The sequence below is a fragment of the Streptomyces sp. NPDC093149 genome (genome assembly GCF_044754145.1).
Classification (GTDB): Bacteria; Actinomycetota; Actinomycetes; order Streptomycetales; family Streptomycetaceae; genus Streptomyces.
This window is the reverse complement of record NZ_JBIVON010000012.1, coordinates 65,118-88,986: the sequence shown is the minus strand read 5'-3', so window position 1 is coordinate 88,986 and position 23,869 is coordinate 65,118. Positions and strand designations below refer to the sequence as shown.

The window sequence follows — 23,869 nt, the reverse complement described above, 5'->3', positions numbered from 1 at the left end:
CTCGGGACGCGAGGCCCCCGGGACGGGCCTGCCACACCCACTCTGATGCCGTCTCGGAACCGGTCGGCAACCTGGCATTCGAGGCTGCTTTTCCTGCTCAGCACCGTGCCGGAAACGCTGCACGGAACGTAGTCGCCCCTGGTGGGAGCATCGTGAAGTGATCAGGATGAACACTCGCCAGTGCCGGAGTTTCCCAGGGGAATCCGTCCTGGGTGAAAGCGTCGATCAGGGTTGAAAATGCGAGGCAGGGCATCCGCCGTGAGGATTGACATGTGAGGGCGATGGCGCTCCATGTTCGGGTGCTTGGCGACCCTCGCACCGATCCGTGGCGGGAGAATCACACGATGACTGCGACGAGAGGTGCAGCCCGGTCAGCGCGCCCCGAGCGGCCAGGCAGGTCGGATGGGGTCTGCAGCGAGTTCACCGTCTTCACCGAGATCAAGCCGGGCCATGCGGAAGCGTTGCGTGAGGATCTCGCCGCGATGGCTGACGCGGCGGCTGCCGAGAGGACGCATGCGGCGGTGCGCCAGATCGGCACCTTGCACGACGCACGGCATGTGATCTTCGACAACGACACCCGGTTCATGTTCGCCAGCGTCTTCGACGGCTCCTGGGACACCTACATCGACGACTTCGCCAAGACGGTGGTCGGGGAACGCTTCGACAAGGTCTTCTCGCACAGCGAAGGGTTCCCCGGCGTCAAGGACCCTGGGGTGAAGGACTGGTTCCTCGCCCACCAGGAGCCCGCCGGAGTGTTCGTCAGCGCCTATCCCGACCTGACCGTTCAGCAGATCTACAAGGACCAGCGCGTGGACGACGCATTCCAGGAGGTGCTGGACACCCCCGAGTTCCGGTCGGCCCTGGAGAACCCGGCCAACGCGGGGTTGGTGGCCACGCCTGCCTTCCAGAAGCTGTTGGAGGAAGCCTCGGCCTAGAACCCGGACACGACCAACCCTCGGAACCGACCCGACGTTGGACCGCATCGGCGGGTACGGCCGCTGCGGGGCTGCCCAGGCAGAGACCGATGAGGAGGCACAAGCGATCATGAACAGCACGGACAGCAGCAGCGCGGCCGGCGTGAGCGTCGAGATCGACGATGTCCAGAGCGGGGCGCTGCGGCCGAGGCCCGTGCCGTACGAGGGAAAGTTCGTCTTCCTGCGTGTCGATGACCGTCATGCCGGGCGCGCCCTGCTGCGGCGGCTGCTCCCGGTGGCCTCGGGTGGTCTGCCCGGCGCGGACCGAAGCCAGGATGCCTGGGTCGCCGTGGCGTTCACCTATGAGGGGCTGAGGGCCCTGGGGGTACCCCAGGATTCGCTGGACAGCTTTCCGCGGGCGTTCCGTGAGGGCATGGCCGCCCGGGCGGAGCTGATCGGCGACGTGGGCGAGAGTGCACCGGCCCACTGGGAGGCACCGTTCGGAACGGGCGATGTCCACATCGCGTTGAGTGCCCTCTCCCCAGATACGGCACAGCTGGACAAGGAACTGAACCGGGCCCGTGTCGTCTACGAGGAGACACCCGGTGTCCAGGTGATCTGGCAGCAGGACGTCCACCAGCATCCGACCGGGCGCACCACGTTCGGCTTCCGTGACGGCATCAGCCATCCGAACATCGAGGGCGTCGGGCTGCCCGGCTCCAACCTGCTGGAAGCCCCCATCAAGGCCGGCGAGTTCATCCTCGGCTACCCCGATGAAACCGGCAGCCTGCCGCCCATGCCCAGCCCCGATGTGCTGGGGCGCAACGGGACCTACGCGGCCGTCCGCAAGATCCACACCAACGTGGCGGCCTGGCGCCGGTACCTGCGCGCGAACAGCTCCAGCGCCGAGGAGGAGGCACTCCTGGCGGCCAAGATGGTCGGTCGCTGGCCGAGCGGAGCGCCGTTGACACTGACCCCGGAGCACGATGATCCGGAGCTGGCGGCCGATGCGCACCGCGTCAACAACTTCCTGTACCGGGAGAACGACGACCGGGGGTACCGGTGCCCCGCCGGTGCGCACATCCGGCGCACCAACCCCCGTGATTCCGCCATCATCGGCGATGCGCGGATGCACCGCCTCATCCGCCGTGGCACCACCTACGGCCCGCCGCTGCCGGAGGGCGTGCTTGAGGACGACGGCGCCGAGCGGGGCCTGGTCGGAGTCTTCCTCGGGGCCCATCTGGAACGGCAGTTCGAGTTCATCAAGGCCGAATGGGTCAACGACGGCAATTTCATCGGCTACCCCGGCGAGAAGGACCCAGTAGCCGGGCATCACGGCGGAAGGGGCAGCGTCACCATCCCGGAGAAGCCGATCCGGCGCCGTCTGCAGAACCTGCCCAGCTTCGTGGTCACCCGGGGCGGCGAGTACTGCTTTGTGCCAGGGCTGCGCGCTTTGCGCTGGCTCGCCGAACTGGAGGACCGAGGGTAGATCCAAGCCCCTGAGGTGCGATCACGGTCTCCGAGAGGAGAGGTCGAAGTCATGGCAGCACAGTTCGTCCGCTACACACCAGACATCGAAGACGCCGACCCGGACTTCGACCGCAACGTGCGGACGGTGATCGAGAAGACCGAGAGCTACATCGCCGAGTCGGTTGAGGCCGGCGGCACCGGGCGGGCCCTTCGGGACGCTCATGCCAAGGGTTACGGGCTGGTCCGTGCGGAGGTGGAGATCCTGGACGGGCTGCCCCCGGAGTACGCCCAGGGGATCTACGCGACCCCCGGAACGCACGATGCGCTCATTCGCTTCTCCAACGGCTCGCCTCACACCGGAGCCGACGCACGACTGGGCGCCGCCACCGGACTGGCGCTGAAAATGTTCGACATCCCGGGCCCGACCCTGCTGGAAGACGAACCGGACACGGGCACCTTCGACTACGCCAACATCAATGGACCGATCTTCTTCTGCAACACAGTCGAGCACTACCTGTTCATCCAGGAACTGTTCCTGAACGCGCCGGCCTACTTCTCCCAGGGCCGTACCGGAGCACATCGCTTCTTCACCGAGTTCGTGACCGGAAAAGGAACGCTGGACCAGGACGACTGGGCATGGGACGAGTTCCTGGCCTTCCTGCGTCTGACCAAGACCCCTCCGGCGAACCTGCTGCTTTCGAGCTACTGGACCATGGGTGCGGTCCGGCACGGGGACTACATCGCCAAGGTGCGCATCGCGCCCGACCCGTCCTTCGCCGCCGCGGTGGTCCGGCGCACCATCGACCGGACCTCGGCGGCGGAGGCCTTCCGACCGGCCCTGCAAGCCGAGCTGCAGGAGCGGCCTTACGCCTTCGACATCCAGGTCCAACTCTGCACCGACCTGGAGCGCATGCCGGTGGAGGACACCACCGTGGAGTGGCCCGAACAGCTCTCGCCTTTCGTCACCGTGGCCAAGCTGCGCCTGCCGCAGCAGGACATCTCCGAGCCGGAGAATCTGGAGAAGATGGACGCCCTGTCCTTCACGCCTTGGCGGGTCACCGCCGAGCACGCGCCCCTGGGCAACATCATGCGTGCCCGCAAGGAGGTCTACCGGCGATCCTCCATCGCGCGCCACAAGCTCAACCAACAGCCACGCACAGAGCCGCGCAGCGCCGACGAAGTACTTGGCCCGGCCCAATGAGGCCGACTGATGTATCGGCAAGCGACCCCACCCAATCTGTGAACTCAAGGACCAGGAACAGGCCCTCTGCCCGGCCTCACCCACCCACGCACCGTCTGCCTACGGGAAGTCGTCGTGTCCCGGGCCCTGGATCAGTGGATCGCCCGAGCCTTCACCCCTGACCGGCTCACCGCCACCATCGAAGCCCTCACCCTCGCAAGCACCGCAGCAAGCACCCAAGAGGCTGCAGGTCAGCGCAGGTGACTTCGGCAGCTCGCCACGAATGTTGCACAAGGGGCCGGACCGCACCGAGAGAGCGAAAGTGCTGTTGAGCTTCCGTCGTGTCCCGAGCAATCGCGGCGCCGCGTGACAGTACCCCTCCGCGAACACTCGGTTGAAACTTATCCACTAAGGAGTTTAGTCTCAGCTCGGTCCTTCGAACTGTCGATCGCCCGTTGGGGGTGGCGGCGAAGGATTCGCCGCATCCGTGCCGTGCGGACGGAGCTGGGATACCGGAGTGGTCCTGGCAGGCGGCCGAGGAAGAAGGAGTTCGCCTCAGTGGCGTCCCATCGTCGTCCTAAGCAGCCCGGCCAGACCTATGTGACCGTGCTCACCGCAACAGCTGCGGCGACCGTTGCGTTGTCGGCGCAGTCGGCTTCGGCCGACCCGCTTCCCGATCCGAGCAAAAAGGGTGTCCAGGCTCAAGTCGACCGTCTCTACGAGGAAGCAACGCAGGCCACCGAGAAGTACAACGGGGCCAAGGAGACCGCCGGCAAGTTGGAGAAGGAGGTCAAGGACCTTCAGGAAACCGCTGCTCGTAAGCAGAGCGGTCTGAACGGCCTCCGGAACCAGGTCGGTTCCATAGCAGCGGCTCAGTATCGCAGCGGCGGCCTTGACCCCTCCGTCCAGTTGCTGCTTTCTTCGGACCCCGACGGTTTCCTCGACAAGGCGTCCGCGATGGATCGCCTGAGTGCGCAGCAGGTCGCCGCGCTCCAGCAGTACGAGTCGCAGCAGCGCGGTCTCCAGCAGCAGCGGCGCGAAGCTACGGAGAAGCTCCAGGACCTGCAAAGTGTCCGCAAGGGGCTGGGTGACAGGAAAAAGGAGATCCAGGGCAAGCTGGCCCAGGCCCAAAAGCTCCTCAACACTCTGACAGCGGAGGAACGGGCCAGGATCGCAGAGAAGGAGGAGCGGGCGAACCGGTCCAGCGAGCGGGTGCAACTCGGCAACGAGGCCAGTGCGTCACAGCGTGCCGCAGCGGCGTTCAGCGCCGCCAAGAGCCGGGTCGGCCTTCCCTATGTGTGGGGCGCTTCAGGACCCAACTCTTTCGACTGCAGCGGTCTGACGTCCTGGGCGTTCAACCAGGCAGGGGTGTCTATCCCCCGTACCTCGCAGGCTCAGGCCAACGTCGGTTCGCGCATCAATTCGCTGAGTGCACTCAAGCCGGGCGACCTCATCATCATGCGGACAGACCTCAGCCACGTTGGGTTCTACGCCGGCAACGGACAGATCCTGCACGCTCCGAAGCCGGGCGCCCAGGTGCGCTACGAGTCGATCGCACGGAGTGGAATGCCGTTCATGTGGGGCGTACGGATCTGACCGCCGGCACGCGCGAGCAATGGGGCAGTTCCGCTCCACGCCATGGTGACCGCACCATCGATCCCTGGCCACGAACACCCAGGCAACTCAATCAACTAGATACCCCCGGGGGGTAGTTGACGTGCGGGCGCCTCGGGCCCTAGCCTTCCTCCTATCCGATATACCCTCTAGGGGTATCAGCGATCTGGGAGGCCACCATGTGCACCACTTCCGCCACATCGCAAAGCGCCCCCGCCGTCGTCCGAGCGGGCACGAATGACGGCACACTGCCCGACTGGCACCTACGGGGCGAGTGGTTCGACGTGTGCAGCTGCGCACTACCCTGCCCCTGCACGTTCGCCCAGACACCGACCCACGGCGACTGCCTCTTCACGCTCGTCTGGCAGGTTCACGAAGGGCACTTCGGGGACGTGCGCCTGGACGGCCTGGGCGTGGTGGCACTGGGAGAGTTCGCCGGGAACATGTGGGTCGGCGACCCGGACGCCACGATGAAGGTGATGCTCTACATCGATTCCAAGGGCGACCAGGCCCAGCGTGACGCGCTGGAGCAGATCTTCGCCGGTCATGTCGGCGGCTGGCCGGGCCAGTTCGGCTCGCTCATCAGCGAACTGCGCGAGGTACGGTACGCTCCGGTCCTCTTCGACGCCGCCGAGGATCTCTCGTACTGGCGGGCACGTGTCACCGACAAGGTCTCCGTCGGCGCGACCGCCCTCACCGGTCCCACTGCCGACCCCTCCCGTCGCGTCCAACTGGTCAACGCCCCGGGTGCCGAGGTCGGCCCCGGCCAGATCGCCACCTGGGGCGTCGTCGAGAGCGACCACGCGGAAGGGTTCGACTTCTCCCATGAATACCGCGGGGGATCCAGCAAGCACTTCCCCTTCGACTGGCGCCCCTGACCGCGAGGCCGGGGGCGGGAAGGCCGGTCGAGGGTCTCGTCCAGCGATTGGTCGGCGGAACCGGACCGCTCGGCCACACCGGCAATATTCCGGCCCCGCGTTCAGGGCGCCGGCGTATTCACGGCATGGCGCGCCCGTACCGTGGCGCATATACAGCACGACGTGAACTCCAAGACCGAGCACGTGAATCGGGCCGCAGCAGCCGGACACCCCGCGAGAAGGAGAGACCTCGGTGAGCACATTGCCGAGCACCCCCGTGGACCGGATCACGGAGAGGCCGTAGAGCGAAGGCCGTTCGCTCGCCACAGCCGACAACGGCGTCAAGGACGCCGCCGCACTCGCCCAGGCCGGCCTCGGCCTTGCCATGGACACCGGCGCCGACGCCGCCATCGAGGCCGGCGACCTCACCCGTCCGCAGCGACGTGCGCGCCGCCGCCCCAACCGCTTGGCCCGCAAGTCACTGCACCATCAAGTCCACCCTGTTCCGCGGGCATCACGACCGTCGGGGCGAGGCCGAGCTGCCTGCGCCTGTTCGGCTTGAACCGGCCGTGGCGTGGATCCAGAACACCGCAGCCGGGTGGCCCGCCGGACGCCAATTCCCAGGTCTGGCGGGCCACTTAGCGCCCGCTACCACCAGAAGATCCGGCCACTGACCCACCAGGAGGCCCTCCATGGTCACACCGTCATGGACCAGCACGGCATACCGGGTAGCCAGCCATCCCCTCGTCAGGACGACAGCCACCGCCGCACTGCAGGCTCTGGCGTCCCATCTCGCACAGCAGAACAGCCCTCGCCCGTCCTGCGGGAACGCGTGTGCCGTCATGCGCGCAGGCGGTGCCAGTTCCCCTGCTGCGCGTCGGCAGATGCACTGACCCGTTCACGCCGTCCGGCCGCGGCAGCCATGCCGCACCAGCGCCACGGTACCGGCAGGCGGGTGACTCCACCCGGTGGATCCACGTCGGTAAGCCCTCTCGCAAGATGTCACCCGTCGAGACTCCCGGAATACCCCCAGGGGGTATATGGTTGTGATCGTTGTCCTGAACGGACGACGTCAGAAGGCGCATCACACCAATGGAGACGTCATGAGGAATCACTCCGGCCACGACCAGACCAACCACGGCAGCCACGGCGGGGCCCGGCCCGGTGGACTGTCGGTCTCCGAGAACGGGTACACCCTCGAACTCGACTCGACGATCCTCACCGCCGGGGTGCAGCCGGTCAGCTTCCGGGTGATCGGCCCGGACGGGCAGGCGGTGACCGAGTTCATACCGGAACACGAGAAGGAACTGCACTTCATCGCCGTCCGGCGCGACACGGCCGGGTTCCAGCACGTGCACCCCGTGATGGACGAGAAGGGCACCTGGAGCGTCGAACTGGCCCTGGAACCGGGGAACTGGAGATTCTTCACCGACATCCACCCGACCGGCCATGACGGGACCATGACGCTGGGAATCGACGTCGCGGTCGCCGGACCGTACGACCCGCTGCCGCTTCCCGAGGCCACGAAGATCGCGCAGATCGGCGAGTACACCGTCGTGCTCGACGGCGAACTCCTGCCCGGCGAGGCGAGCGAACTGACCCTCACCGTCAGCCGGAACAACCGCCCCGTCACCGACCTGCAGCCCTACCTGGCCGCGTACGGTCACCTGGTGGCCCTGCGGGTCGGCGACCTGGGCTACCTCCACGTCCACCCGGAGGGCGAACCCGGTGACGGCACCACCGCACCGGGACCCGAGATCGCCTTCATGGCCGTCGCGCCCTCGGCCGGCACCTACCGCCTGTACCTGGACTTCCAGCACAACGATGCCGTCCGGACAGCCGAGTTCACCGTACGGACCACCGCGGTCACGCCCCGTCCGGACGCGGCACACCTTGCCGCCGCCGAGCACGGGATCCACCACCAGGGCCACCACGGCCACCACGCGCACCACTGACCGGATGAACGCCACCGATCAGCTGCCGCGGCACACGGCGCGGCCAAGGGGCGCTCAGCCCGTCGCGCCCCACCGTCCCGTCATATCCCCGACATCGGAAGGAGCGTCATGCCACGCCTGACCCGACTCACGCCCGACACGGCGGTCGGCGCCTCGCGTGACCTCCTCGCCGACCTGGTGTCCCGCCACGGCCAGATCGGCGACATGGTCTCGACGATGGCGAACTCGCCTGCCGTACTGGGTGGTTACCTCCAGCTCAGCCGGGCCATGGGGCGCGCCGAGCTCGACCGCAGGATCAGCGAACGGATCTCGATCGCCGTCCAGGTCTTGCAGGGATGCGGACTGTGCCTCGACGCGCACGTCAGTGCCGCCCGCGCCTTGGGGGTGGGCGAGGAGGAGATCGAGCGGGCCCACGCGGGTACCTCGGCAGATCCCGCGATCGCGGCGATCATCGCCCTCGCCCTTCAGGTCTATCGCGAGCCGACGTCGATCACCGACGAACAGGTCGACGCGCTGCGCGGGCACGGCTACAGCGACCGTGCGACAGCCGACGTCGTCGGCGTCGTCGCGCTCAACGTCCTCACCGGCGCCTTCAACCTGCTCGCCGGCCTTGCACCGGGGAGCGACACCGGTGCGTAGAGAAGACACCCCACCTGCCTGTACTCGCGGGGCACGGCCACCGCCCAGGGGCCGCGCCCCGCCGCATGGACACGGAAGGAACCCGCCATGCGTCTGTTCGCCATCCGCGACTACCGCCACCTGTTCGGCGCCCAGGTCATCGCCCTGTTCGGTACCGGACTGACCACCGTGGCCCTCGGGCTGCTCGCCTACGACCTCGCCGGCCCGCACGCCGGCATGGTCCTCGGCACCGCCCTGACCATCAAGATGGTCCTGTACGTGGTCATAGCCCCGCTGGCTGCCGCGTACGTCGACCGGCTCCCCCGAAGAACTCTCCTGGTCCTCCTCGACGTGATCCGCGGTGTGGTGGTCCTGGCACTGCCGCTGGTCAGCGAGGTCTGGCACATCTACGTCCTGATCGGCCTGCTCCAGGCCGGATCCGCCGCGTTCACTCCGACGTTCCAGGCCGTCATCCCCGACATCGTCACCGACGAGTCCGAATACACCCGTGCCCTGTCCGCCTCGCAGGTCGCCTCCACCATGGAGAGCCTGCTCAGCCCCGTGCTCGCAGCCGTCGCCCTGACGTTCATGAGCTTCAACTGGCTGTTCCTGGGCACCTCCGCCGGATTCCTCGTCTCCGCCCTGCTCGTCCTGTCGACGCACGTCCCGGACGCCCGCCCCAGCACCCACACCAAGGCGTGGGAGAAGGCGGCGGCAGGCATCAGAACCTTCCTCCGGATGCCGCGGCTGCGCGGCATCATGGCGCTCAACCTCGTGGTCGCGGCGGCCGGTTCGATCGTCGTCGTCAACACCGTCAACTACATCCGTGACGAACTCGGCGGCTCACAGTCGGACGTCGCCTGGACGCTCGCCGCCTCCGGCACCGGAACCCTCCTGGCCGCCCTCGTGCTGCCCCGCGTTCTCGACCGGGTCGCTGCCCGCACCGTCATGATGACCGGCGCCGCAGTCCTCGTCAGTGGCACGACCGCCGCGGTGACGCTCATCGCGACCGGCCTCGCCACCTGGACCGGCACGGCGATCGTCTGGACCGTGATCGGCATCGGCATGGCGCTGATCATCACACCGACCGGCAAGGTCCTGCGCGCCTCCGTCGGACGGAACGCGATCCCCGAGGCATTCGCGGCCCAGTTCTCCCTGTCGCACCTGGCCTGGCTCATCACCTACCCCGTCGCGGGATGGCTCGGCACGACCGCCGGCTTCGCCCTCGCCTGGTCCGTCCTCGCGGTCCTCGCCGGGACGGGAGCGATCGGCGCCCTCCTCCTGTGGCCGCGCCACGACGGACGAGGAGTGACGACCGCACCTGCGACACTCGCCCGGCACGCACCCAGCAAGGACCGGTCCACCTTGTCCAAGGCCGCGTGAAGCGCCGCGCGCACGCTCTGACCGTCTGCGTCACACACTCGCTGCCGGCGGGACACACCGATACCCGAGAAGGCCGTGACCTCTGTCCCGCTCCGCGCGGGCGGCGGCCACGGCCTTCTCGGGTATCGGCGCCGCCATGGCCGTCCTCAGCGTCGTGGCCACGCTCGCCCGGCTCCTGGGCGACGTACCCGCTGTCGCCCTGGTCGCGCGACATACCTGGCCGACCATTCGGTGCTGGAGTTCCGTCGCCGTCGTTTCGGGGCCGGCCGCTGACCGCATCAGCTGACTACCGACGGCAGGCATGACCGGTGCGCTCTCGAATGAGGTACCGGACAGCGAGATCCTGGCAGGCCGGCTCGACGAGGTGGTCACCGCGAACGGCGGACCTGATGCCTGATGCCTGATGGCTTGCGGAGAACGTGGCCGTGAACACGGACGCACTGGTGGCCGCAGTGCGCCGGGCCAGTATGTACGAGGCTCAGCCAGTCGGCTGGGACTGAGTGAGGAACGGCCTGGCCAGGAGCCCCGGCCGGGCCGTTCTCCGTAGGTTTCCCGGTCTACTTGAGGTAGCCGAGGACGGTCATCATCCCTGACTCGGCGTGGTAGACGTTGTGGCAGTGGATCATCCAGAGCCCGGGGTTGTCGGCGTCGAAGTCGACGTCGAGCCGCTTCCCCGGCAGCACGATCGAGGTGTCCTTCCGTGCGCCGCCGTCGGCGAGCGCGTATGTGTGGCCGTGCAGGTGCATGGGGTGCCACATCGTCGTGCTGTTCACGAACGACAGTCGTACACGCTCGCCGGAGCGAGCCGCGTAGCGCTGGGCGGGGTCGTACTTCTTGCCGTTGATGGCCCAGTCGTACTTCATCATCGAGCCGGTGAGCTTGAACTCGATCGTCCGGTCCGGGCGCCCGGGCTCAAGTCGTACGGGCTCGGCTGCCTTCAGCTGACCGCCGTGGACGACCTTCCCTTCGAGCTCCTTGGGACGTACGGAGGCGCTGGGCGCAGCGCCGCCGCCGGTGCGCAGGACGGCGAGGGCAGAGCGGCTTTTGCCCTCGGCGAGTGCGGTGAGCGGGAAGGTGCCGTCCCCGACGGTCACGACGGCGTCGATGCGTTCGCCCATGCCGAGCAGGAGTGCGTCGGCCTGCGTCTGCTCGACGGGGTAGCCGTCGGTGTGCGTGACGGTGAGCTTGTGGCCGCCGAGGGCGACACGGAAGGCGGTGTCGCCGCCGGCGTTGATGATCCGGAGCCTGATCCGGTCGCCGGGCCGGGCCGTGAAGGTCTGCGGCCGGTCCGGCGTCCGGCCGTTGATCAGATAGTGCGGGTACCCGACGTCCCCGGCATCGCCGCCCAGCAGGTCGCTTGTTGCGCCCATGAGCATCCGGGAGGGCCCAGAAGGCTTCGGCGAGGGGGACTTGCGGGTGGTCATCGACATCTTCGACATGTCGTGGCCCTCCATACCACCCGATCCCCCGTGGTCCATGCCGCCCATGCCCTTGCTCAGCTCGGCAAGCACGGCATCCGGAGTGGAACCGTCGACGCCGTCGACCCAGTCGTCGAGGACGATCACCCACTCCTTGTCGTACTTGAGCGGTTCCTTGGGATCTTCGACGATCAGCGGGGCGTACAGCCCGCGGTCCTGCTGAACGCCTGAGTGCGGATGGAACCAGTAGGTGCCGGGGCGGGAGACCGCGAAGCGGTAGTCGAAGGAACCGCCCGGCTTGATGTCGCGCTGCGTGAGACCGGGGACACCGTCCATGTCGTTGCGCAGGGCAAGTCCGTGCCAGTGGACGGAGGTGGCCTCGGGAAGGTTGTTCGCGAGGGTGAGCGCCAAGGTGTCGCCGGCGGTGACCCTGACTTCCTTGCCGGGGAGGTCGTCCCCGTATGCCCACGACCGGACCATCCGTCCTCCGCCGAGGTCGAGCGGGGTCTCGACAGCGGTCAGCTTGAACCGCCGTTCCGGGCCGGGCTTGCGGAGGGCTTCGGTCGCGGCGATCTCCTTGCTGTCCGGGCTGAGGTAGTCGGCGCTCGACGACATCCCACTCCCTGCGGAGGAGTGGTCCATGTCGCTCATGGAACCTGAGCAGGCTGTCAGCAGACCGGTGCCGGCGGCTGCGAGGCCGGCACCGAGGACGGTACGACGAGTGAGTCGGGACATGACTGTGAAACCTCTTGAGGTGGTCGTTGCATGAACAGGGCGTTCCGCTCACGATGTGCAGCGGCCGGTCCGTCTACACGCGCAACAACGAGAGGCGGGTCAGCAGGGACCTGGGGGGCTCGGGAGGCGGGATCACACAGAGGGCGTAGGCAAGCCGCACGGCAGCCGGCAGCTCGCCGGCCGCACAGCGTCGGCCTCGTCGTACGAGCGCGCCACGGACCGCCAGCACGATGCCGACCCCGGCACCGAGCACCGCCAGGCACACGCCCGCGAAGCCGACCCCGTGCGCGGGGGCGGGATCAGGGTGCGTGGCATGGCCGGCGTCGGCCACCACATGCTCCATTGCGGCGGCCACATGCCCGCCTGATACGTGCGTGGCATCCACATGCTCGCCGAGGTGGCCGAGGCCGTGCATCAGCACGATGCCGACGAGCAGCGCGGCGGCGAGCACAAACCGGCCCCACCATGTCGCCGCAGCCCTCGGGCGCCTCGTCACCTCGGATCCCACCCACTCATCATACGGTGAGGGGGTATGCGGTGCGTCAGTGGGAGCGGTGACGGTGGTGCCTGTGGCGACCATGGGCCGGGTCACGCTGCACATCGGAGCCCGTGGGGTTGCCCGCTTTACATCAACAGCCGGTCCTTGGTGGCGCCGGTACCCGTACGGAAGTGGTCGGCCACGCACCGTTGGCAGTATCGGCCGATGGTTCGTTCCCATTCGGGACTTCTCTGGGTGACTGTGGTCAGCCGAGACCGGGCGGGCAGGCCACCAGCAGCGGGAGCACAGGAACCGCCGCAGCCATGGCGGCGATGGACCACCACAGCGCGGGGTGCGGCGCTTCGCGCGGTTCCAGGACCCGCCTCGCGCGGATCAGGACGGATCGGCCGCCCGCTGAGAACGCTCCCTGCGGGGTCTGCGCCGCAGCCATCTCGTACATCGCGGTGACGAGCACCTCGTGGGAGTGGCTGCGCAGTGCGCGATCGTCCGCGACCATCTCCAGCAAGAGCGCTGTCTGCTCCCGGAGGTGGCAAGCCAGCGGCAGCCGACGGAACACGGAGTGGAAGGCCTCAGCAGCGGCCAGCGCGAGGTGGTGACGGCCCGCGATGTGCGCCTGCTCGTGCTTCAGTACGGCATCGAGCTGCTCGGGCGTCAATCGTTGTACCGCCGCGTCGCTGATCACGATCCGTGGGCGGCGGCCGGGCAAGCAGTACGCGGCGGGAACGTCGTACGGCAGGACTGTGGCACGCAGCCGGGCCGAGTGGCGGCCCACCAGGTCCACGGCTTCCCGATGCCGTGCTCGGACTCTGCACGCTCGTACGACGTGCCAGGAGAAGCTCGCGACCAGGGCGAGCGCGAGGGCAGTCGGCAGAGCGATGGCGAGCCGGTGCGCCGTGTCGGGATCGGGCCGACCGGCACTCGCTTCCAGTCCGCAAAGATGCAGCAGGCCTGAAAGGCTGACGTGCAGATGCTCTGTCGGCAAGGCGAGGCCGCAAGCGGTGAGCGTGACAGCGACCGAGAACGAGACCGCCAGGGATTGCCACACCGCTGCCGCCAGGGCGGGAGCGCGATGAGGCCAACTGCTGCGCAGCAGCACTCTCGGGGCGATGAATCCGATGGCTGCCGTGTAGCCGATCAGAGCAGATGCCGAGATCACGGTTTGGCCTGTCGCCCTACGCTGCGAAGCGCCCTGCGGAGGGCGGCTACCTCGTCCTCCGACATGCCCTCGACGAAGTGCACCAGCGCCGCCGAGCGGTCCTTGCTGGCTCCGAGGCCGTCCTCCATCAGCGCGGCAGCGTACGCCTCGCGGCTGCGGACCGGTGTGTACAGCCAGGCACGTCCCTGCTTGCTGCGCGACAGCCAGCCCTTGGAGTACAGGATGTTGGTGACGGTCATCACGGTGGTGTAGGCGAGAGGGCGGGTCTCGTTGATGTCATTGACGACCTCGCGCACGGTCGCAGGACGATTCCACGTCCAGAGCCGATCCATGATCTCCGCCTCAAGGTCCCCCAACCGCCGCATTGCTCCGACTTCCTTCTGCCGCCCAGTACGCAGATCCATAGTAGACGGGCGTCCGTTCAGGCCTCGCGTACAGATACACCGAGAAGGACACCCGCGCCACAGACGGCGACCTCGACAAGCCGGTCAGGCCGACCGGCGCCGAGCAGGCCCACACCATCCTCAGGGAGATGCCGACGACACCGACGGTTTCGAGTCCGCGTACCTGGCCGTGCGGCGCGCCTTCCACGCCGCCGAGGCCGTCATGGACCTCTCCCCGCTGCCCAAGCATCGCCTCCCGCGCGCGGAGGCCCTGCGTCTGGAGCGGGAGGCCGACCAGGAGCAGCTCGCCGCACGCCCCCCGCCCCCCGAACAGCACAAACACATCCGGCCCTCTGCGAACCCGCAGAGGGCCGGACCCATATCCACCACAACAACAGAGCCGGTCAAAGCGACAAGTGTCGCTTTGACCGGCTCTGTTCGGTCGGTTGACCGTTGTGTCCGAGGGGGGACTTGAACCCCCACGCCCGATAAAGGGCACTAGCACCTCAAGCTAGCGCGTCTGCCATTCCGCCACCCGGACCAGGTGGTCGGCCCCGGTTTCCCGCGGCGACATGGAAAACAATACCAGGGGTTCGGGGTACCCCTCACCTGCGTTTCCGGTGGTCAGTGCGGTGCGCCGGACGCCGTGGGCGCGATCCGGCGCACACGGCCGCACCACATGCGCAAACCGTCGCAGTGCGGCTACGGACAGTGTCACCGAGGGGCAGGGCATCAGGGCCTGGCCCGCTTCGGTGCGATCCGGGCCGGGAACGTGCACAGCGAGTGGCTCTTCCGGTTCAGCGAGTGGCCCTTCCAGCTCTTCGCCTTCTTCTCCGGTTTCGGCGGTGGTCTCGGCGCGAGGGTGGTCGAAGCGTGGGACTGCAACGGTGCCTGCGCCCTGGCCGGCGGCGGTCCCGCGGCCGGCCGCGCGGTTCCGGTGCCGGTCGGGCACCGTACGCTCCTGGTGACGGCCGTGGAACGTACGGTGCCTGACGTCACCGGGCGGGCGTTCGCTCTCTTCCCCGGCCGTCAGGAGATCGGGGTGAGGCGCGGACCGCCCCTCCGGCGGCGCCGATCGTTCTACTTGCGCAGCCCGGCCAGGTTGTCGTAGCCGATCCGCGCGTGGTTCAGGGACTGCGCGGGGACGGACGAGCTCGGTGCGTTGTCCTGCTCGACCATCGGGTTGTGGTAATTCTTCGCCCCGACGCGGCGGAAGAAGGTCCGGTAGTCGATGTCCCCGGTGCCGAAGGGGACCATGTCGTAGCCCTCGCCGCTGGTGGTGTTGACGATGCCGTCCTTGGCGTGGAACAGCGGGTAGCGCTTGGTGTTGCAGCGGACCAGTGCCGCCGGGTCGAAGATGTTCTCCTGCTGCGACCCGTCGTGCGCGGTGTAGGTGTGGAACTTGTACTGGGCGACGTGCGCCCAGTAGATGTCCATCTCCAGCCATACGGTCTTCGGGTCGGTGGCCTGGAGGAAGTATTCGAGCTTGCGGATGCCGGAACTGCGGGTGGGGCGGCCCTGGGCATCCAGCGGACCGCCGTCGAGCAGGAAGCCGTAGGCCGCGTCGTGGTTGTGGGTGTACAGCTTGATGCCGGCGCCGTGAGCGATCCGTCCCAGCGTGTTCCACTTTTCGGCGGCCACGTCCCAGTCGGCACGATACGCGCTGCCGGTGGGGTCGCCGCCGGTGCCCATGTGCTCCATGCCGAGAATGTTCGCTATTTCGAGGTGGCGCTTGAACTGGTCCAGATCGCTCTGGCTCAGCGGCCAGGACGACGGGATGAAGCCGTGGTTGCCCTGGGCGCGCAGGCCGTACTCGTCCAGCCATGAACGCAGCAGCTTCGCGCCCTCCACCGATTCGAGGCTGCTTCCGCCGGGTGCGTTGGCGTGCTGGCCGTACCCGGCGAACTCGACCTGCTTGTAGCCGTAGCGGGCCAGCTCCCTGAAGACCTCACGGAAGCCCGAGGGAAGGTCGGTGGTGAGCGGATCCCGGCCCGTGGCGTCACGCACGGTGTACAGGATGATTCCTCGCTTCGCCGCCGGGATCAGCGCCTGGCCGACGCCCTGCCCCCTGCCGGATGCGGTCTGGGCCAGGGCCGGCGACGCACCGAAGGCGGGCGCGGCGATCGCCGCTGTCGCGGCGGCCGTGCAGGTGCTCAGAAAGCGGCGGCGGCTGACGCCGAGGCTGCGGCGCAGGGCGCCGTCCGTTCCGGATTCGTCGTTGTACGCGGTCACGGTCTCTCTCTTTCTCGAAGATGCTCGAAACGCTGTGCACGGACCGATCTCATGCGAGGCCGGCAAGCGTGAGGAGCAAGGACTTCACCTCGGTGGCCCGGACGGGTCCGGTGAACGCGTGGGGGGTGGAGCACAGGATGAGCGGCCCTTCGTCGTCGCTCGTGGGAAGGCGGCCGTGGCTGCCGCGAATGGGTGAGGGGTCCAGCGGGACGACCGCCATGCGGTAGCGCATCCCGAGCTTCTTGCGGGCGACGGCCGCGGCGGCCTTGACCCGGACGTACGGGTCCTGGGGATCCAGGAACAGTTCGACCGGGTCGTAGCCGGGCTTGCGGTGGATCTCGACGAGCTGCGCGAAGTCGGGCGCGTGGGCGTCGTCGAGCCAGTAGTAGTACGTGAACCAGGCATCCGGGTCCGCGACGGCGACCAGTTCGCCGGAGCGCGGATGGTCCAGGCCGTGGGCCTTCTTGCCTTCGTCGTCGAGGATCTGCTCGATCCCGGGGAGGTCCCGCAGGGCGTCGCGCGTGGCTTCGAGGTCCTCGGGACGGCGTACGTAGACATGGGCGAGCTGGTGGTCGGCGACGGCGAAGGCACGGGAGGCCATCGGGTCGAGGTACTCCATGCCGTCCTGGGTGTGGACCTCCAGGAGACCGGCGCGACGCAGGGCCCGGTTGATGTCGACGGGCCGGTCGACGCGGGTGATGCCGTATTCGGAGAGGGCGACGACGGTGCGGCCTTCGCGGCGCGCGTCGTCCAGGAGGGGCGCCACGGCGCGGTCCAGGTCGGCCGCGGCCCGGTACGACCGGGGGTCGTCGGGGCCGTAGCGCTGCAGGTCGTAGTCGAGGTGCGGGAGGTAGCACAGGGCCAGGTCGGGGTGGCGGGTGTCGAGGATGTGCCGGGTCGCGTCGATGATCCACTGCGAGGAGACGAGGTCGGCGCCGGGGCCCCAGAAGTGGAACAGGGGGAAGGTGCCGAATTTCGCGGTGAGTTCGTCGTGCAGGGCGGACGGCCGGGTGTAGCAGTCGGGTTCCTTGCGGCCGTCGGCGTAGTACACGGGACGGGGGGTGACGGTGATGTCGGTGTCGGCGCCCATCGCGTACCACCAGCAGATGTTGGCGACGGTGTAGCCGGGGTGGGCGCGGCGGGCGGCGTCCCAGAGCTTGTCACCGGCGACCAGGCCGTTGTGCTGGCGCCAGAGCAGCACGTCGCCGAGCTCGCGGAAGTACCAGCCGTTGGCGACGATCCCGTGCTCGGCGGGGGTGGTGCCGGTGAGGAAGGTGGACTGGGCGGCGCAGGTGACGGCGGGCAGCACGGTGCCGAGGGGGGCGCGGGTGCCGGACCGTCCGAGGGCCTTGAGGTGCGGCATGTGGTCGAGGAGCTGCGGGGTGAGGCCGACGACGTCGAGGACGAGGAGGGGGGTGGGTGTCGCGTCCTGCCCGGCAGCAGGCCCGGCGTGGGTCATGGGAGCTCCTTGAGACCGAGGTCGACCAGGAGGTCGCGGGCGAGGGTGAGTTCGGCGGCGATGCCGTCGGCGAGCTGGGGGCGGGTGCGGGGGCGCAGTGCGGCGGGCAGCGCCTGCCAGGTGTACGTCTCGACCTCCAGGTGCCTGGTGAGGGGCCGGGCGCCGCCGACCAGTCGGGTCAGCGTGGAGCGGAGCACGGGAAGGGTGGAGGTGAGCGGCGGTGCGGGGGGTGCGTGCAGGGGGACGTGGAAGTGGGCGCGCCACGGGGCTCCGTCGGGCAGGGCCCGGCCGGTGACCGCCTCGTCGAGGTCGTCGGTTCCGCGCAGTCCGGCAGCCGTGCGGGTACGGGTCTGGTGGAGGAAGCGGGGTTCGGCGAAGGCGGCGAGCGCGGCGCGTACCTCGGGGAGGTGGGGGTGTTCGGCATGCAGCGCGGCGGAGAGCTGTGCCTTGACGACCGGGACGCCGGCGGCACCGAGTGCGTCGACGGCGGTGTCGGGGTCCTCGAAGGAGGTCGCGAGGTGGCAGGTGTCGATGCAGATGCCGATGCGCCGGTGTCCGACGGCGGTGAGCGGTGCGACGGCGTCGGCGGTGGTCTCGACCGTGCAGCCGGGCTCGGGTTCGAGGCCGATGCGGATGGACTTGCCGGTGAGCTCGGCCAGTGCGTCGAGGCGTTCCGCGAGGGTGGTGAGCGCGGTGTGCGCGAGACCGGCGGCCTCGGCGTCGGAGTCGAACGGGGTGCGCCAGGCGATCGGGAGGGTGGAGATGGTCCCTTCGGTGACGTCGTCGGGGAGCAGCCCGGCCAGGAGGCGGGCGAGGTCGGTGGTGTGGGCGAGCCGCTCCGGGTCCGTCCAGTCCGGCTTGTACACCCGGTACTTGACCTCGTCGGCGCCGAAGCCCTCGTACGGGAAGCCGTTGAGGGTGACGACCTCCAGGCCGCGGCGGTCCAGTTCGGTGCGCAGGGAGCGCAGCTGGGACGGGTCGTTGATCAGGCTGCGGGCGGCGTCCCCGGCGAGCCACAGGCCGATGCCGAGCCGGTCGCGGCCGAGGCGCTTGCGAACGGGTTCGCAGTGGTCGCGCAGTTGGGTGCGGACCCCGTCGAGTGTCTCCGCCGGGTGGACATTGGTGCAGTACGAGAGGTGGACGGTGGAGCCGTCGGGGTGGCGGAAGCGCATGGCCTCACTCCCCGCCGCGCAGGATGGAGTTGCCCTCGTGGAGTGGTTGCGGCGCGGTGATGTCGAGCTGGAGCCGACCGCTCTGCCCGTAGAAGGCGACGGGGTTGCGCCAGAGCACCTGGTCGACGTCGTCCTCGTCGAACCCGGCGGCGAGCATCGCGTCGCCCACCTTGCGGGTCTTGAGCGGGTCGCTCCTGCCCCAGTCGGCGGCCGAGTTGACCAGGATCTTCTCGGTGCCGTGGGTCTTGAGGACCGCGATCATGCGGTCCTCGTCCATCTTGGTGTCGGGGTAGATGGAGAAGCCGGCCCAGCAGCCGCTGTCGGTGGCGTCCTTCACGGTCGTCTCGTTGAGGTGATCGAGCAGGACCCGCTCCGGGGGGAGGTGGGATTCGCGGATCACGTCGAGGGTGCGGTGCAGACCGGCGAGCTTGTCGCGGTGCGGGGTGTGCACGAGCGCGGGCAGGCCGTGGTCGGCGGCGAGCTGGAGCTGCGCGGCCAGGGCGGTGTCCTCGGCCGGGGTCATGGAGTCGTAGCCGATCTCGCCGACGGCGACGACGGAGTCCTTGACGAGATAGCGCGGCAGGGCGTCCAGGACCGGGGCGCAGCGCGGATCGTTCGCCTCCTTGGGGTTGAGGGCGAGCGTGCAGTGGTGGGCGATGCCGTACTGGGCGGCGCGGAAGGGCTCCCAGCCGAGCAGGGCGTCGAAGTAGTCGAAGAAGCTGGCGGGCGAGGTGCGGGGCTGGCCGAGCCAGAAGGAGGGTTCCACGAGGGCGCGGACGCCCGCGTCGTACATCGCCTGATAGTCGTCCGTGGTGCGGGAGGTCATGTGGATGTGGGGGTCGAAGATGCGCATCAGGACTCCTCCGTGGGGGCGGCAGGGCCGGGGGTGGTGAGGCCGAGAACGCGGGTGAGATCAGCGGGGACGTCGCGGTTCGCCGCAATGCGTTCGGCCGCGAAGTCGCCCAGCATGCGGGCGAGTTCGGCGTCACCGCGGGAGCGCCGTGCCAGTTGGCCGACGGCGTCGACGGGGACGCCGGTGAAGAGGCATTTGAGAATGGCGTGGCGCCAGTTGTGCGCGTCGAGATGGACGGCGGCGTACGGTCCGACGGCCGCGGCGACGAGCCGGGTGTCATTGGTGCGCAGTGCGTCCTCGACGAGCGGGAGGGCGGTGGGGCCGAGGTCGAGCCGGTGCAGGGCGAGCAGGACGGCGCGTCGTTCGGCGGCGGTGCCCTGCTCGTACAGCCGGGTCAGGGCCGGCAGCGCGGCGCGGGCCTCGATGAGCAGGAGGACCCGTACGGAGTCGGCGTGTTCGAGTCCGCAGTGGCGGCCGGCGGCGGCGTACCGCAGTTCCCACGGCGGTACGGCGTACGGGCCGCCGGGCTGTTCGGTGCCCTCGTGGGCGGCGGCGTGCTCGGCTTCCGCGAGGGCCTCGTCGAGCCAGGCGCGCGCGGCTCCGCCGAGCTGTGCGTCGAGTTCCTCGCGGGTCAGCAGCGGGGCGGTCGTCGGGGTCGTCGGCATGGCGTTGCTCCCTTCGGCGGTTTCAGCGGCTCGACGGGCTGTGCTTGCGGAGGAACTCGATCGAGGTGCGGGCGAGTTCGGGACCGGCGTGGGAGTGCCGGGGCAGTTCGACGACGGCGAGGCCGCGGTACCCGGTGTCCGGCAGGGCGTCGAGCGCTTCGAGAACGGGCGGGAAGTCGATCTCGCCCTCGCCGAACGGGAGGTGTTCATGGACGCCCCGGCGCATGTCCTCGATCTGGACGTGCCGCAGCCAGGGGGCGGCGTCGCGGACGCAGTCGACGGGCGCGACCGGTTCGAGGCACTGGCAGTGGCCGATGTCGAGGGTGAGTCCGAGAGACGGTGGGTCTCCGCTGAGGACGCGCAGGTGGTGGAAGTCGGCGAGGGTGGCGAGGAGGTGTCCGGGTTCGGGTTCGATCGCCAGGGGAATGCCGGCGCGGTCGGCGGCGTCCAGGACGGGCGCGAGGGATTCGGTGAGCCGCTGCCACGCGGTGTCGGGGGTGGTGTCCGGTGGGGTGATGCCGCTGAAGCAGTGCACGGCGTGGGCCCCGAGGTCGGCGGCGACGCCGACGGCGCGGACGAGCAGCCGCGTGCGGGCGGCGCGAGCCTCCGGGTCCGGGTCGAGGAGGGACGGGCCGTGCTTGCGGCGGGGGTCGAGGACGTAGCGGGCGCCGGTCTCGACGGTGACGCCCAGGCCCAGCTCCCGGAGCCTGGAGGCCACCTGGCGGGTGCGGGCGGCGAGATCCGGGGCGAGGGGGTCGAGGTGCATGTGGTCGAGAGTCAGGCCGACCCCGTCGTACCCGAGATCGGCAAGGAGGCCGAGGGCGTCGTCCAGGCGGAGGTCGGTGAGCCCGTTGGTGCCGTAGCCGAAGCGGATCGTCATGTGGGGCTCACCTTCCGGGCGAGAGTGCGGGCGAGTGGGACCAGTCCCATGACGGCGAGCCCTGTTCCGGCCGCTCCGGCTCGGACGGCCAGAGCCGCCTGGAGCGGGATCATGGCCCGGATGCCGCCGCCGACGGCGCGCTGGGTGAGCGGCGGGGACGGGTTGAGGGCGGCGTGGAGGAGGGGCCCGGCGGCGGTGCGGAAGTAGGCGCCGGTGAGGGCGGTGAGGAGGAGGCGGGGGGCGGTCGTGACGCCGGGCGTCGGCGACGGGTCCGACCGGTACGCCTTTTCCTTTCCGCCGCACCCCGTGTCCCGGGTCGCGGCCTCGGCGCCGCGCGGCCCGCGTCGCTCGCGCAGGGCCGCGGCTCCGAGTGCGGCCGTGGCCGCGAGCGCGGCCAGGGGGGTGATGGTGGATCCGCCCTGCGCCTCGTGGCGGGAGACGGCGGTGACGGCGTACGTGTGGGCCCCGAGCAGGCCGGCCGCCGGGAGTGCGCCGAGCACGGAACCACGCGCGGCGCCGCCCGCGGCGGAGGCCGGACCGGAACCGGAGGCCGGGATCACGGCCGCACCCGGACGCGATCCGGAGCCCGAACGCGAGACCGGGACCGGAACCCGAACCGGAACCCGAATCGGAAGCGAGCCGAAGGGCGGAACCCGGCCCGGGACCGAGAGCGATTCCCGTCCAGAACCCCGTCCCCGCCCCGACCCCGCACGCGAGCCCCGGTCCGGACCCTGCCCCGCCGTCCCCGTCGTCGCCCCGGTGGCGGTGGCGCCGAGCAGCAGGTCCAGGCCTCGCGCCGCCGCCATCGCCGCCGGTCCCGCCGGGGTGTGCTTGAGGCGGAGGTCGTACGCCCAGACCGTCGCCGCCAGTCCCGCGGCAACTGCGAGGGCGGGGCGGCCCGCACGGGCGGCGAGGCCCAGGCCCGCGGCCGTCAGCGCGCCCGCCGCCGCGAGGGCCGCGCCGGGAGAGATCCGCCCCGAGGGGATCGGGCGGTGCGGGCGGTCGACGGCGTCCTCGTCACGGTCCGCCCAGTCGTTGAGCGCCATGCCCGCCTCGTACAGACAGAGCGAGGCGCCGACGGCGAGCGCGGTACCGCGGTCGGGACGCAGGCCCGTCGCCGCCGCCCCCGCCAGCGCGTCCCCGGGGACGGTGAACAGCGCCGACACCCGCAGCAGTTCCGCCCAGGCCCGTACCGTCACTTCTCCCCCCGCAGCGTCTCGGCGAAGGCGAGCAGCGCCGTGTACTGCTCGAAGAGCGCGGCGGGTCCGCCGTCCGGATCCTTGAAGTAGAAGCCGAGCTGGGGCAGCGGGCCGGTCAGTCCCTTCTCGTGGGCTCGGGCGACGAGTCTGGCCAGGTCGAGGACCAGTGGTGCGGCCAGTGCGGAGTCGCAGCCCTGCCAGGTCGTCTGGAGGACCATGCGCGCCCCGAGGAATCCGTCGAACGCGATGTGGTCCCAGGCCGTCTTCCAGTCGCCGAGTGCCGGCACGTCGTCGATGTGGACCTCGCCCTCGGGCGCGGTTCCCAGCGTGTCGGCGAGGACGCGTTCCTTGCCCGCGTTCTTGGCCGCGGCCGCGCCCGGGTCGGCCAGTGCCGCTCCGTCGCCGCCCCCCAGCAGGTTGGTGCCGGACCAGGCCCGTACGGGCAGGGCCCGTTGCACGAACATCGGGGCGAGCACGGAGCGCAGCAGCGTCTGGCCGGTCTTGCCGTCGCGGCCCGCGTGAGGAAGTCCGCAGTCCGCGACGGTGTCCTGAAGGGCGGGGGTGCGCAGCCCGGTGGAGGGGGTGAAGTTGATGTACGGACAACCGGCCCGGAGCGCCGCCGCGGCGTACAGGGAGCTGGCGGGCAGCCGACGGCCGCCGGGGGCCGGGACGGGTTCGGTGGAGGCGACATTGATCACGACCGTCCTGGCCAGGCCGTGGCGCTGTCCGAAGTCGGCGAGGTCGGCGGCGAAGGCGGTGATGAGCGCCTCGTCGTCGCGGGTGTCGCCGGGCAGCGGTCCGCCGGGCCGGATCTCGGCGTCGGCGGCGTCGAGTTCGGAGCGTACGGCGGCGGGAAGGCCGTACGGCAGGACTCCTCCGGCGGCCAGCGCCTCGGCACGTTTGGGCAGCGGGCAGCCGACGGTGTCGTGCCCGCCGAAGACCAGTGAGGTGAGGGCGGGCAGTCCACTGGCCGCGAACGGCGGGGTCTCGGTGACCATGCCGGCCGCCGGGTGGAGCCCCGCCGCGACCGCCGCGCATCCCGCCGTGGCGGTGGTGGCGACGGAGCCGCGTGCTCCGATGAACCAGACTCCGGTGCGAACGGCGGGTGCTGTCACTGGCTGCCTCCCTGGCTGGGGATCCTGGCTGGGCAGAGCGGGTGGCGCTGTGCGACGGGGGAACGGGATGGACGAGGGGCTGGGTCTCGCGTGGTGACGGCGGGCGGGGAGG

The 23,869-nt window shown here is 69.8% G+C and carries 21 protein-coding genes and 1 tRNA gene; 9 read left to right on the top strand and 13 right to left on the bottom strand.

Features of this window, described 5'->3' with window-relative positions:
• Positions 1-344: 344 nt before the first annotated feature.
• The 8 genes from ACIQCZ_RS30605 to ACIQCZ_RS30570 all read left to right on the top strand — a co-directional run bounded on the left by ACIQCZ_RS30605 (position 345) and on the right by ACIQCZ_RS30570 (position 9,991).
• Complete coding sequence (locus tag ACIQCZ_RS30605) at positions 345-935, top strand: hypothetical protein (protein WP_402286897.1); 591 nt, start codon at positions 345-347, stop codon at positions 933-935.
• A gap of 109 nt (positions 936-1,044) precedes the next feature.
• Complete coding sequence (locus tag ACIQCZ_RS30600; protein WP_402286894.1) at positions 1,045-2,403, top strand: Dyp-type peroxidase; 1,359 nt, start codon at positions 1,045-1,047, stop codon at positions 2,401-2,403.
• Positions 2,404-2,454: 51 nt separating this feature from the next.
• A complete protein-coding gene (locus ACIQCZ_RS30595) occupies positions 2,455-3,585 on the top strand; it encodes a catalase family protein (protein ID WP_402286891.1) in 1,131 nt (376 codons plus the stop codon).
• 537 nt (positions 3,586-4,122) lie between these two features.
• On the top strand, positions 4,123-5,160 hold the full coding sequence (locus tag ACIQCZ_RS30590) for an NlpC/P60 family protein (protein ID WP_402286888.1): 1,038 nt from the start codon (positions 4,123-4,125) through the stop codon (positions 5,158-5,160).
• Positions 5,161-5,357: 197 nt separating this feature from the next.
• A complete protein-coding gene (locus ACIQCZ_RS30585; protein ID WP_402286885.1) occupies positions 5,358-6,056 on the top strand; it encodes a DUF1326 domain-containing protein in 699 nt (232 codons plus the stop codon).
• A gap of 1,082 nt (positions 6,057-7,138) precedes the next feature.
• Positions 7,139-7,990, top strand: a complete 852-nt coding sequence (locus ACIQCZ_RS30580) for a hypothetical protein (protein ID WP_402286882.1) — start codon at positions 7,139-7,141, stop codon at positions 7,988-7,990.
• Between the two features lie 108 nt (positions 7,991-8,098).
• Positions 8,099-8,629 carry a carboxymuconolactone decarboxylase family protein gene (locus tag ACIQCZ_RS30575; protein ID WP_402286880.1) on the top strand — a complete coding sequence of 177 codons (531 nt, stop codon included), beginning with the start codon at positions 8,099-8,101 and terminating at the stop codon, positions 8,627-8,629.
• An 87-nt stretch (positions 8,630-8,716) separates the two neighbouring features.
• A complete protein-coding gene (locus tag ACIQCZ_RS30570; RefSeq protein WP_402286877.1) occupies positions 8,717-9,991 on the top strand; it encodes an MFS transporter in 1,275 nt (424 codons plus the stop codon).
• 557 nt (positions 9,992-10,548) lie between these two features.
• On the opposite strand, the gene ACIQCZ_RS30565 is transcribed toward ACIQCZ_RS30570, so the two are convergent.
• The 5 genes from ACIQCZ_RS30565 to ACIQCZ_RS30545 all read right to left on the bottom strand — a co-directional run bounded on the left by ACIQCZ_RS30565 (position 10,549) and on the right by ACIQCZ_RS30545 (position 14,723).
• Positions 10,549-12,144 carry a multicopper oxidase family protein gene (locus ACIQCZ_RS30565; protein WP_402286874.1) on the bottom strand — a complete coding sequence of 532 codons (1,596 nt, stop codon included), beginning with the start codon at positions 12,142-12,144 and terminating at the stop codon, positions 10,549-10,551.
• 73 nt (positions 12,145-12,217) lie between these two features.
• On the bottom strand, positions 12,218-12,652 hold the full coding sequence (locus ACIQCZ_RS30560) for a hypothetical protein (protein ID WP_402286871.1): 435 nt from the start codon (positions 12,650-12,652) through the stop codon (positions 12,218-12,220).
• A gap of 235 nt (positions 12,653-12,887) precedes the next feature.
• Entirely contained in the window at positions 12,888-13,799 is a 912-nt protein-coding gene (locus tag ACIQCZ_RS30555; RefSeq protein ID WP_402286868.1) for a M56 family metallopeptidase, read from the bottom strand.
• Positions 13,796-14,164 (bottom strand): BlaI/MecI/CopY family transcriptional regulator, encoded by a 369-nt coding sequence (locus tag ACIQCZ_RS30550; protein WP_376219597.1) that lies wholly within the window; start codon positions 14,162-14,164, stop codon positions 13,796-13,798. Before ACIQCZ_RS30550 ends, ACIQCZ_RS30555 begins: the two co-directional genes overlap by 4 nt.
• 474 nt (positions 14,165-14,638) lie before the next feature.
• Positions 14,639-14,723: transfer RNA gene (locus ACIQCZ_RS30545), tRNA-Leu, on the bottom strand.
• 138 nt (positions 14,724-14,861) lie between these two features.
• Between ACIQCZ_RS30545 and ACIQCZ_RS30540 the strand changes: the two genes are divergently transcribed.
• Positions 14,862-15,293, top strand: coding sequence for a hypothetical protein (locus tag ACIQCZ_RS30540; protein ID WP_402286864.1), 432 nt, complete (start codon positions 14,862-14,864; stop codon positions 15,291-15,293).
• Here the strand turns inward: ACIQCZ_RS30540 and ACIQCZ_RS30535 are convergent.
• From ACIQCZ_RS30535 to ACIQCZ_RS30500, 8 genes are read right to left on the bottom strand one after another with little or no spacing between them, the layout of a single operon-like run.
• Positions 15,263-16,414, bottom strand: a complete 1,152-nt coding sequence (locus ACIQCZ_RS30535) for a sugar phosphate isomerase/epimerase family protein (protein WP_402286861.1) — start codon at positions 16,412-16,414, stop codon at positions 15,263-15,265. The two genes, ACIQCZ_RS30540 and ACIQCZ_RS30535, sit on opposite strands and share 31 nt — an antisense overlap.
• A 49-nt stretch (positions 16,415-16,463) precedes the next feature.
• A complete protein-coding gene (locus ACIQCZ_RS30530) occupies positions 16,464-17,873 on the bottom strand; it encodes a nucleotide pyrophosphatase/phosphodiesterase family protein (RefSeq protein ID WP_402286858.1) in 1,410 nt (469 codons plus the stop codon).
• Positions 17,870-19,045 (bottom strand): metabolite traffic protein EboE, encoded by a 1,176-nt coding sequence (eboE, locus tag ACIQCZ_RS30525; protein WP_402286855.1) that lies wholly within the window; start codon positions 19,043-19,045, stop codon positions 17,870-17,872. Before eboE ends, ACIQCZ_RS30530 begins: the two co-directional genes overlap by 4 nt.
• A gap of 4 nt (positions 19,046-19,049) precedes the next feature.
• Positions 19,050-19,898: a TatD family hydrolase gene (locus tag ACIQCZ_RS30520; RefSeq protein ID WP_402286853.1), complete on the bottom strand. Its 849-nt coding sequence runs from the start codon at positions 19,896-19,898 to the stop codon at positions 19,050-19,052.
• On the bottom strand, positions 19,898-20,563 hold the full coding sequence (locus ACIQCZ_RS30515) for an EboA domain-containing protein (RefSeq protein ID WP_402286850.1): 666 nt from the start codon (positions 20,561-20,563) through the stop codon (positions 19,898-19,900). The genes ACIQCZ_RS30520 and ACIQCZ_RS30515 overlap by 1 nt, the downstream gene beginning before the upstream one ends.
• Before the next feature lie 22 nt (positions 20,564-20,585).
• The gene (locus ACIQCZ_RS30510; RefSeq protein ID WP_402286849.1) at positions 20,586-21,443 is read right to left on the bottom strand and encodes a sugar phosphate isomerase/epimerase family protein; all 858 of its coding nucleotides are present in this window, start codon (positions 21,441-21,443) and stop codon (positions 20,586-20,588) included.
• The gene (locus tag ACIQCZ_RS30505; protein ID WP_402286846.1) at positions 21,440-22,642 is read right to left on the bottom strand and encodes an SCO3242 family prenyltransferase; all 1,203 of its coding nucleotides are present in this window, start codon (positions 22,640-22,642) and stop codon (positions 21,440-21,442) included. Before ACIQCZ_RS30505 ends, ACIQCZ_RS30510 begins: the two co-directional genes overlap by 4 nt.
• Entirely contained in the window at positions 22,639-23,757 is a 1,119-nt protein-coding gene (locus ACIQCZ_RS30500; protein ID WP_402286844.1) for an inositol-3-phosphate synthase, read from the bottom strand. Before ACIQCZ_RS30500 ends, ACIQCZ_RS30505 begins: the two co-directional genes overlap by 4 nt.
• Positions 23,758-23,869: the final 112 nt, after the last annotated feature.

Bases quoted from the DNA above. Each gene is read 5' to 3' on its own strand.
- ACIQCZ_RS30570 (WP_402286877.1), top strand. From the start codon at position 8,717: ATGCGTCTGTTCGCCATCCGCGACTACCGCCACCTGTTCGGCGCCCAG.
- ACIQCZ_RS30605 (WP_402286897.1), top strand. From the start codon at position 345: ATGACTGCGACGAGAGGTGCAGCCCGGTCAGCGCGCCCCGAGCGGCCA.
- ACIQCZ_RS30540 (WP_402286864.1), top strand. From the start codon at position 14,862: ATGCGCAAACCGTCGCAGTGCGGCTACGGACAGTGTCACCGAGGGGCA.
- eboE (WP_402286855.1), bottom strand. From the start codon at position 19,045: ATGCGCTTCCGCCACCCCGACGGCTCCACCGTCCACCTCTCGTACTGC.
- ACIQCZ_RS30510 (WP_402286849.1), bottom strand. From the start codon at position 21,443: ATGACGATCCGCTTCGGCTACGGCACCAACGGGCTCACCGACCTCCGC.
- ACIQCZ_RS30580 (WP_402286882.1), top strand. From the start codon at position 7,139: ATGAGGAATCACTCCGGCCACGACCAGACCAACCACGGCAGCCACGGC.
- ACIQCZ_RS30515 (WP_402286850.1), bottom strand. From the start codon at position 20,563: ATGCCGACGACCCCGACGACCGCCCCGCTGCTGACCCGCGAGGAACTC.
- ACIQCZ_RS30585 (WP_402286885.1), top strand. From the start codon at position 5,358: ATGTGCACCACTTCCGCCACATCGCAAAGCGCCCCCGCCGTCGTCCGA.
- ACIQCZ_RS30530 (WP_402286858.1), bottom strand. From the start codon at position 17,873: ATGACCCACGCCGGGCCTGCTGCCGGGCAGGACGCGACACCCACCCCC.
- ACIQCZ_RS30575 (WP_402286880.1), top strand. From the start codon at position 8,099: ATGCCACGCCTGACCCGACTCACGCCCGACACGGCGGTCGGCGCCTCG.
- ACIQCZ_RS30565 (WP_402286874.1), bottom strand. From the start codon at position 12,144: ATGTCCCGACTCACTCGTCGTACCGTCCTCGGTGCCGGCCTCGCAGCC.
- ACIQCZ_RS30550 (WP_376219597.1), bottom strand. From the start codon at position 14,164: ATGCGGCGGTTGGGGGACCTTGAGGCGGAGATCATGGATCGGCTCTGG.
- ACIQCZ_RS30595 (WP_402286891.1), top strand. From the start codon at position 2,455: ATGGCAGCACAGTTCGTCCGCTACACACCAGACATCGAAGACGCCGAC.
- ACIQCZ_RS30600 (WP_402286894.1), top strand. From the start codon at position 1,045: ATGAACAGCACGGACAGCAGCAGCGCGGCCGGCGTGAGCGTCGAGATC.
- ACIQCZ_RS30520 (WP_402286853.1), bottom strand. From the start codon at position 19,898: ATGCGCATCTTCGACCCCCACATCCACATGACCTCCCGCACCACGGAC.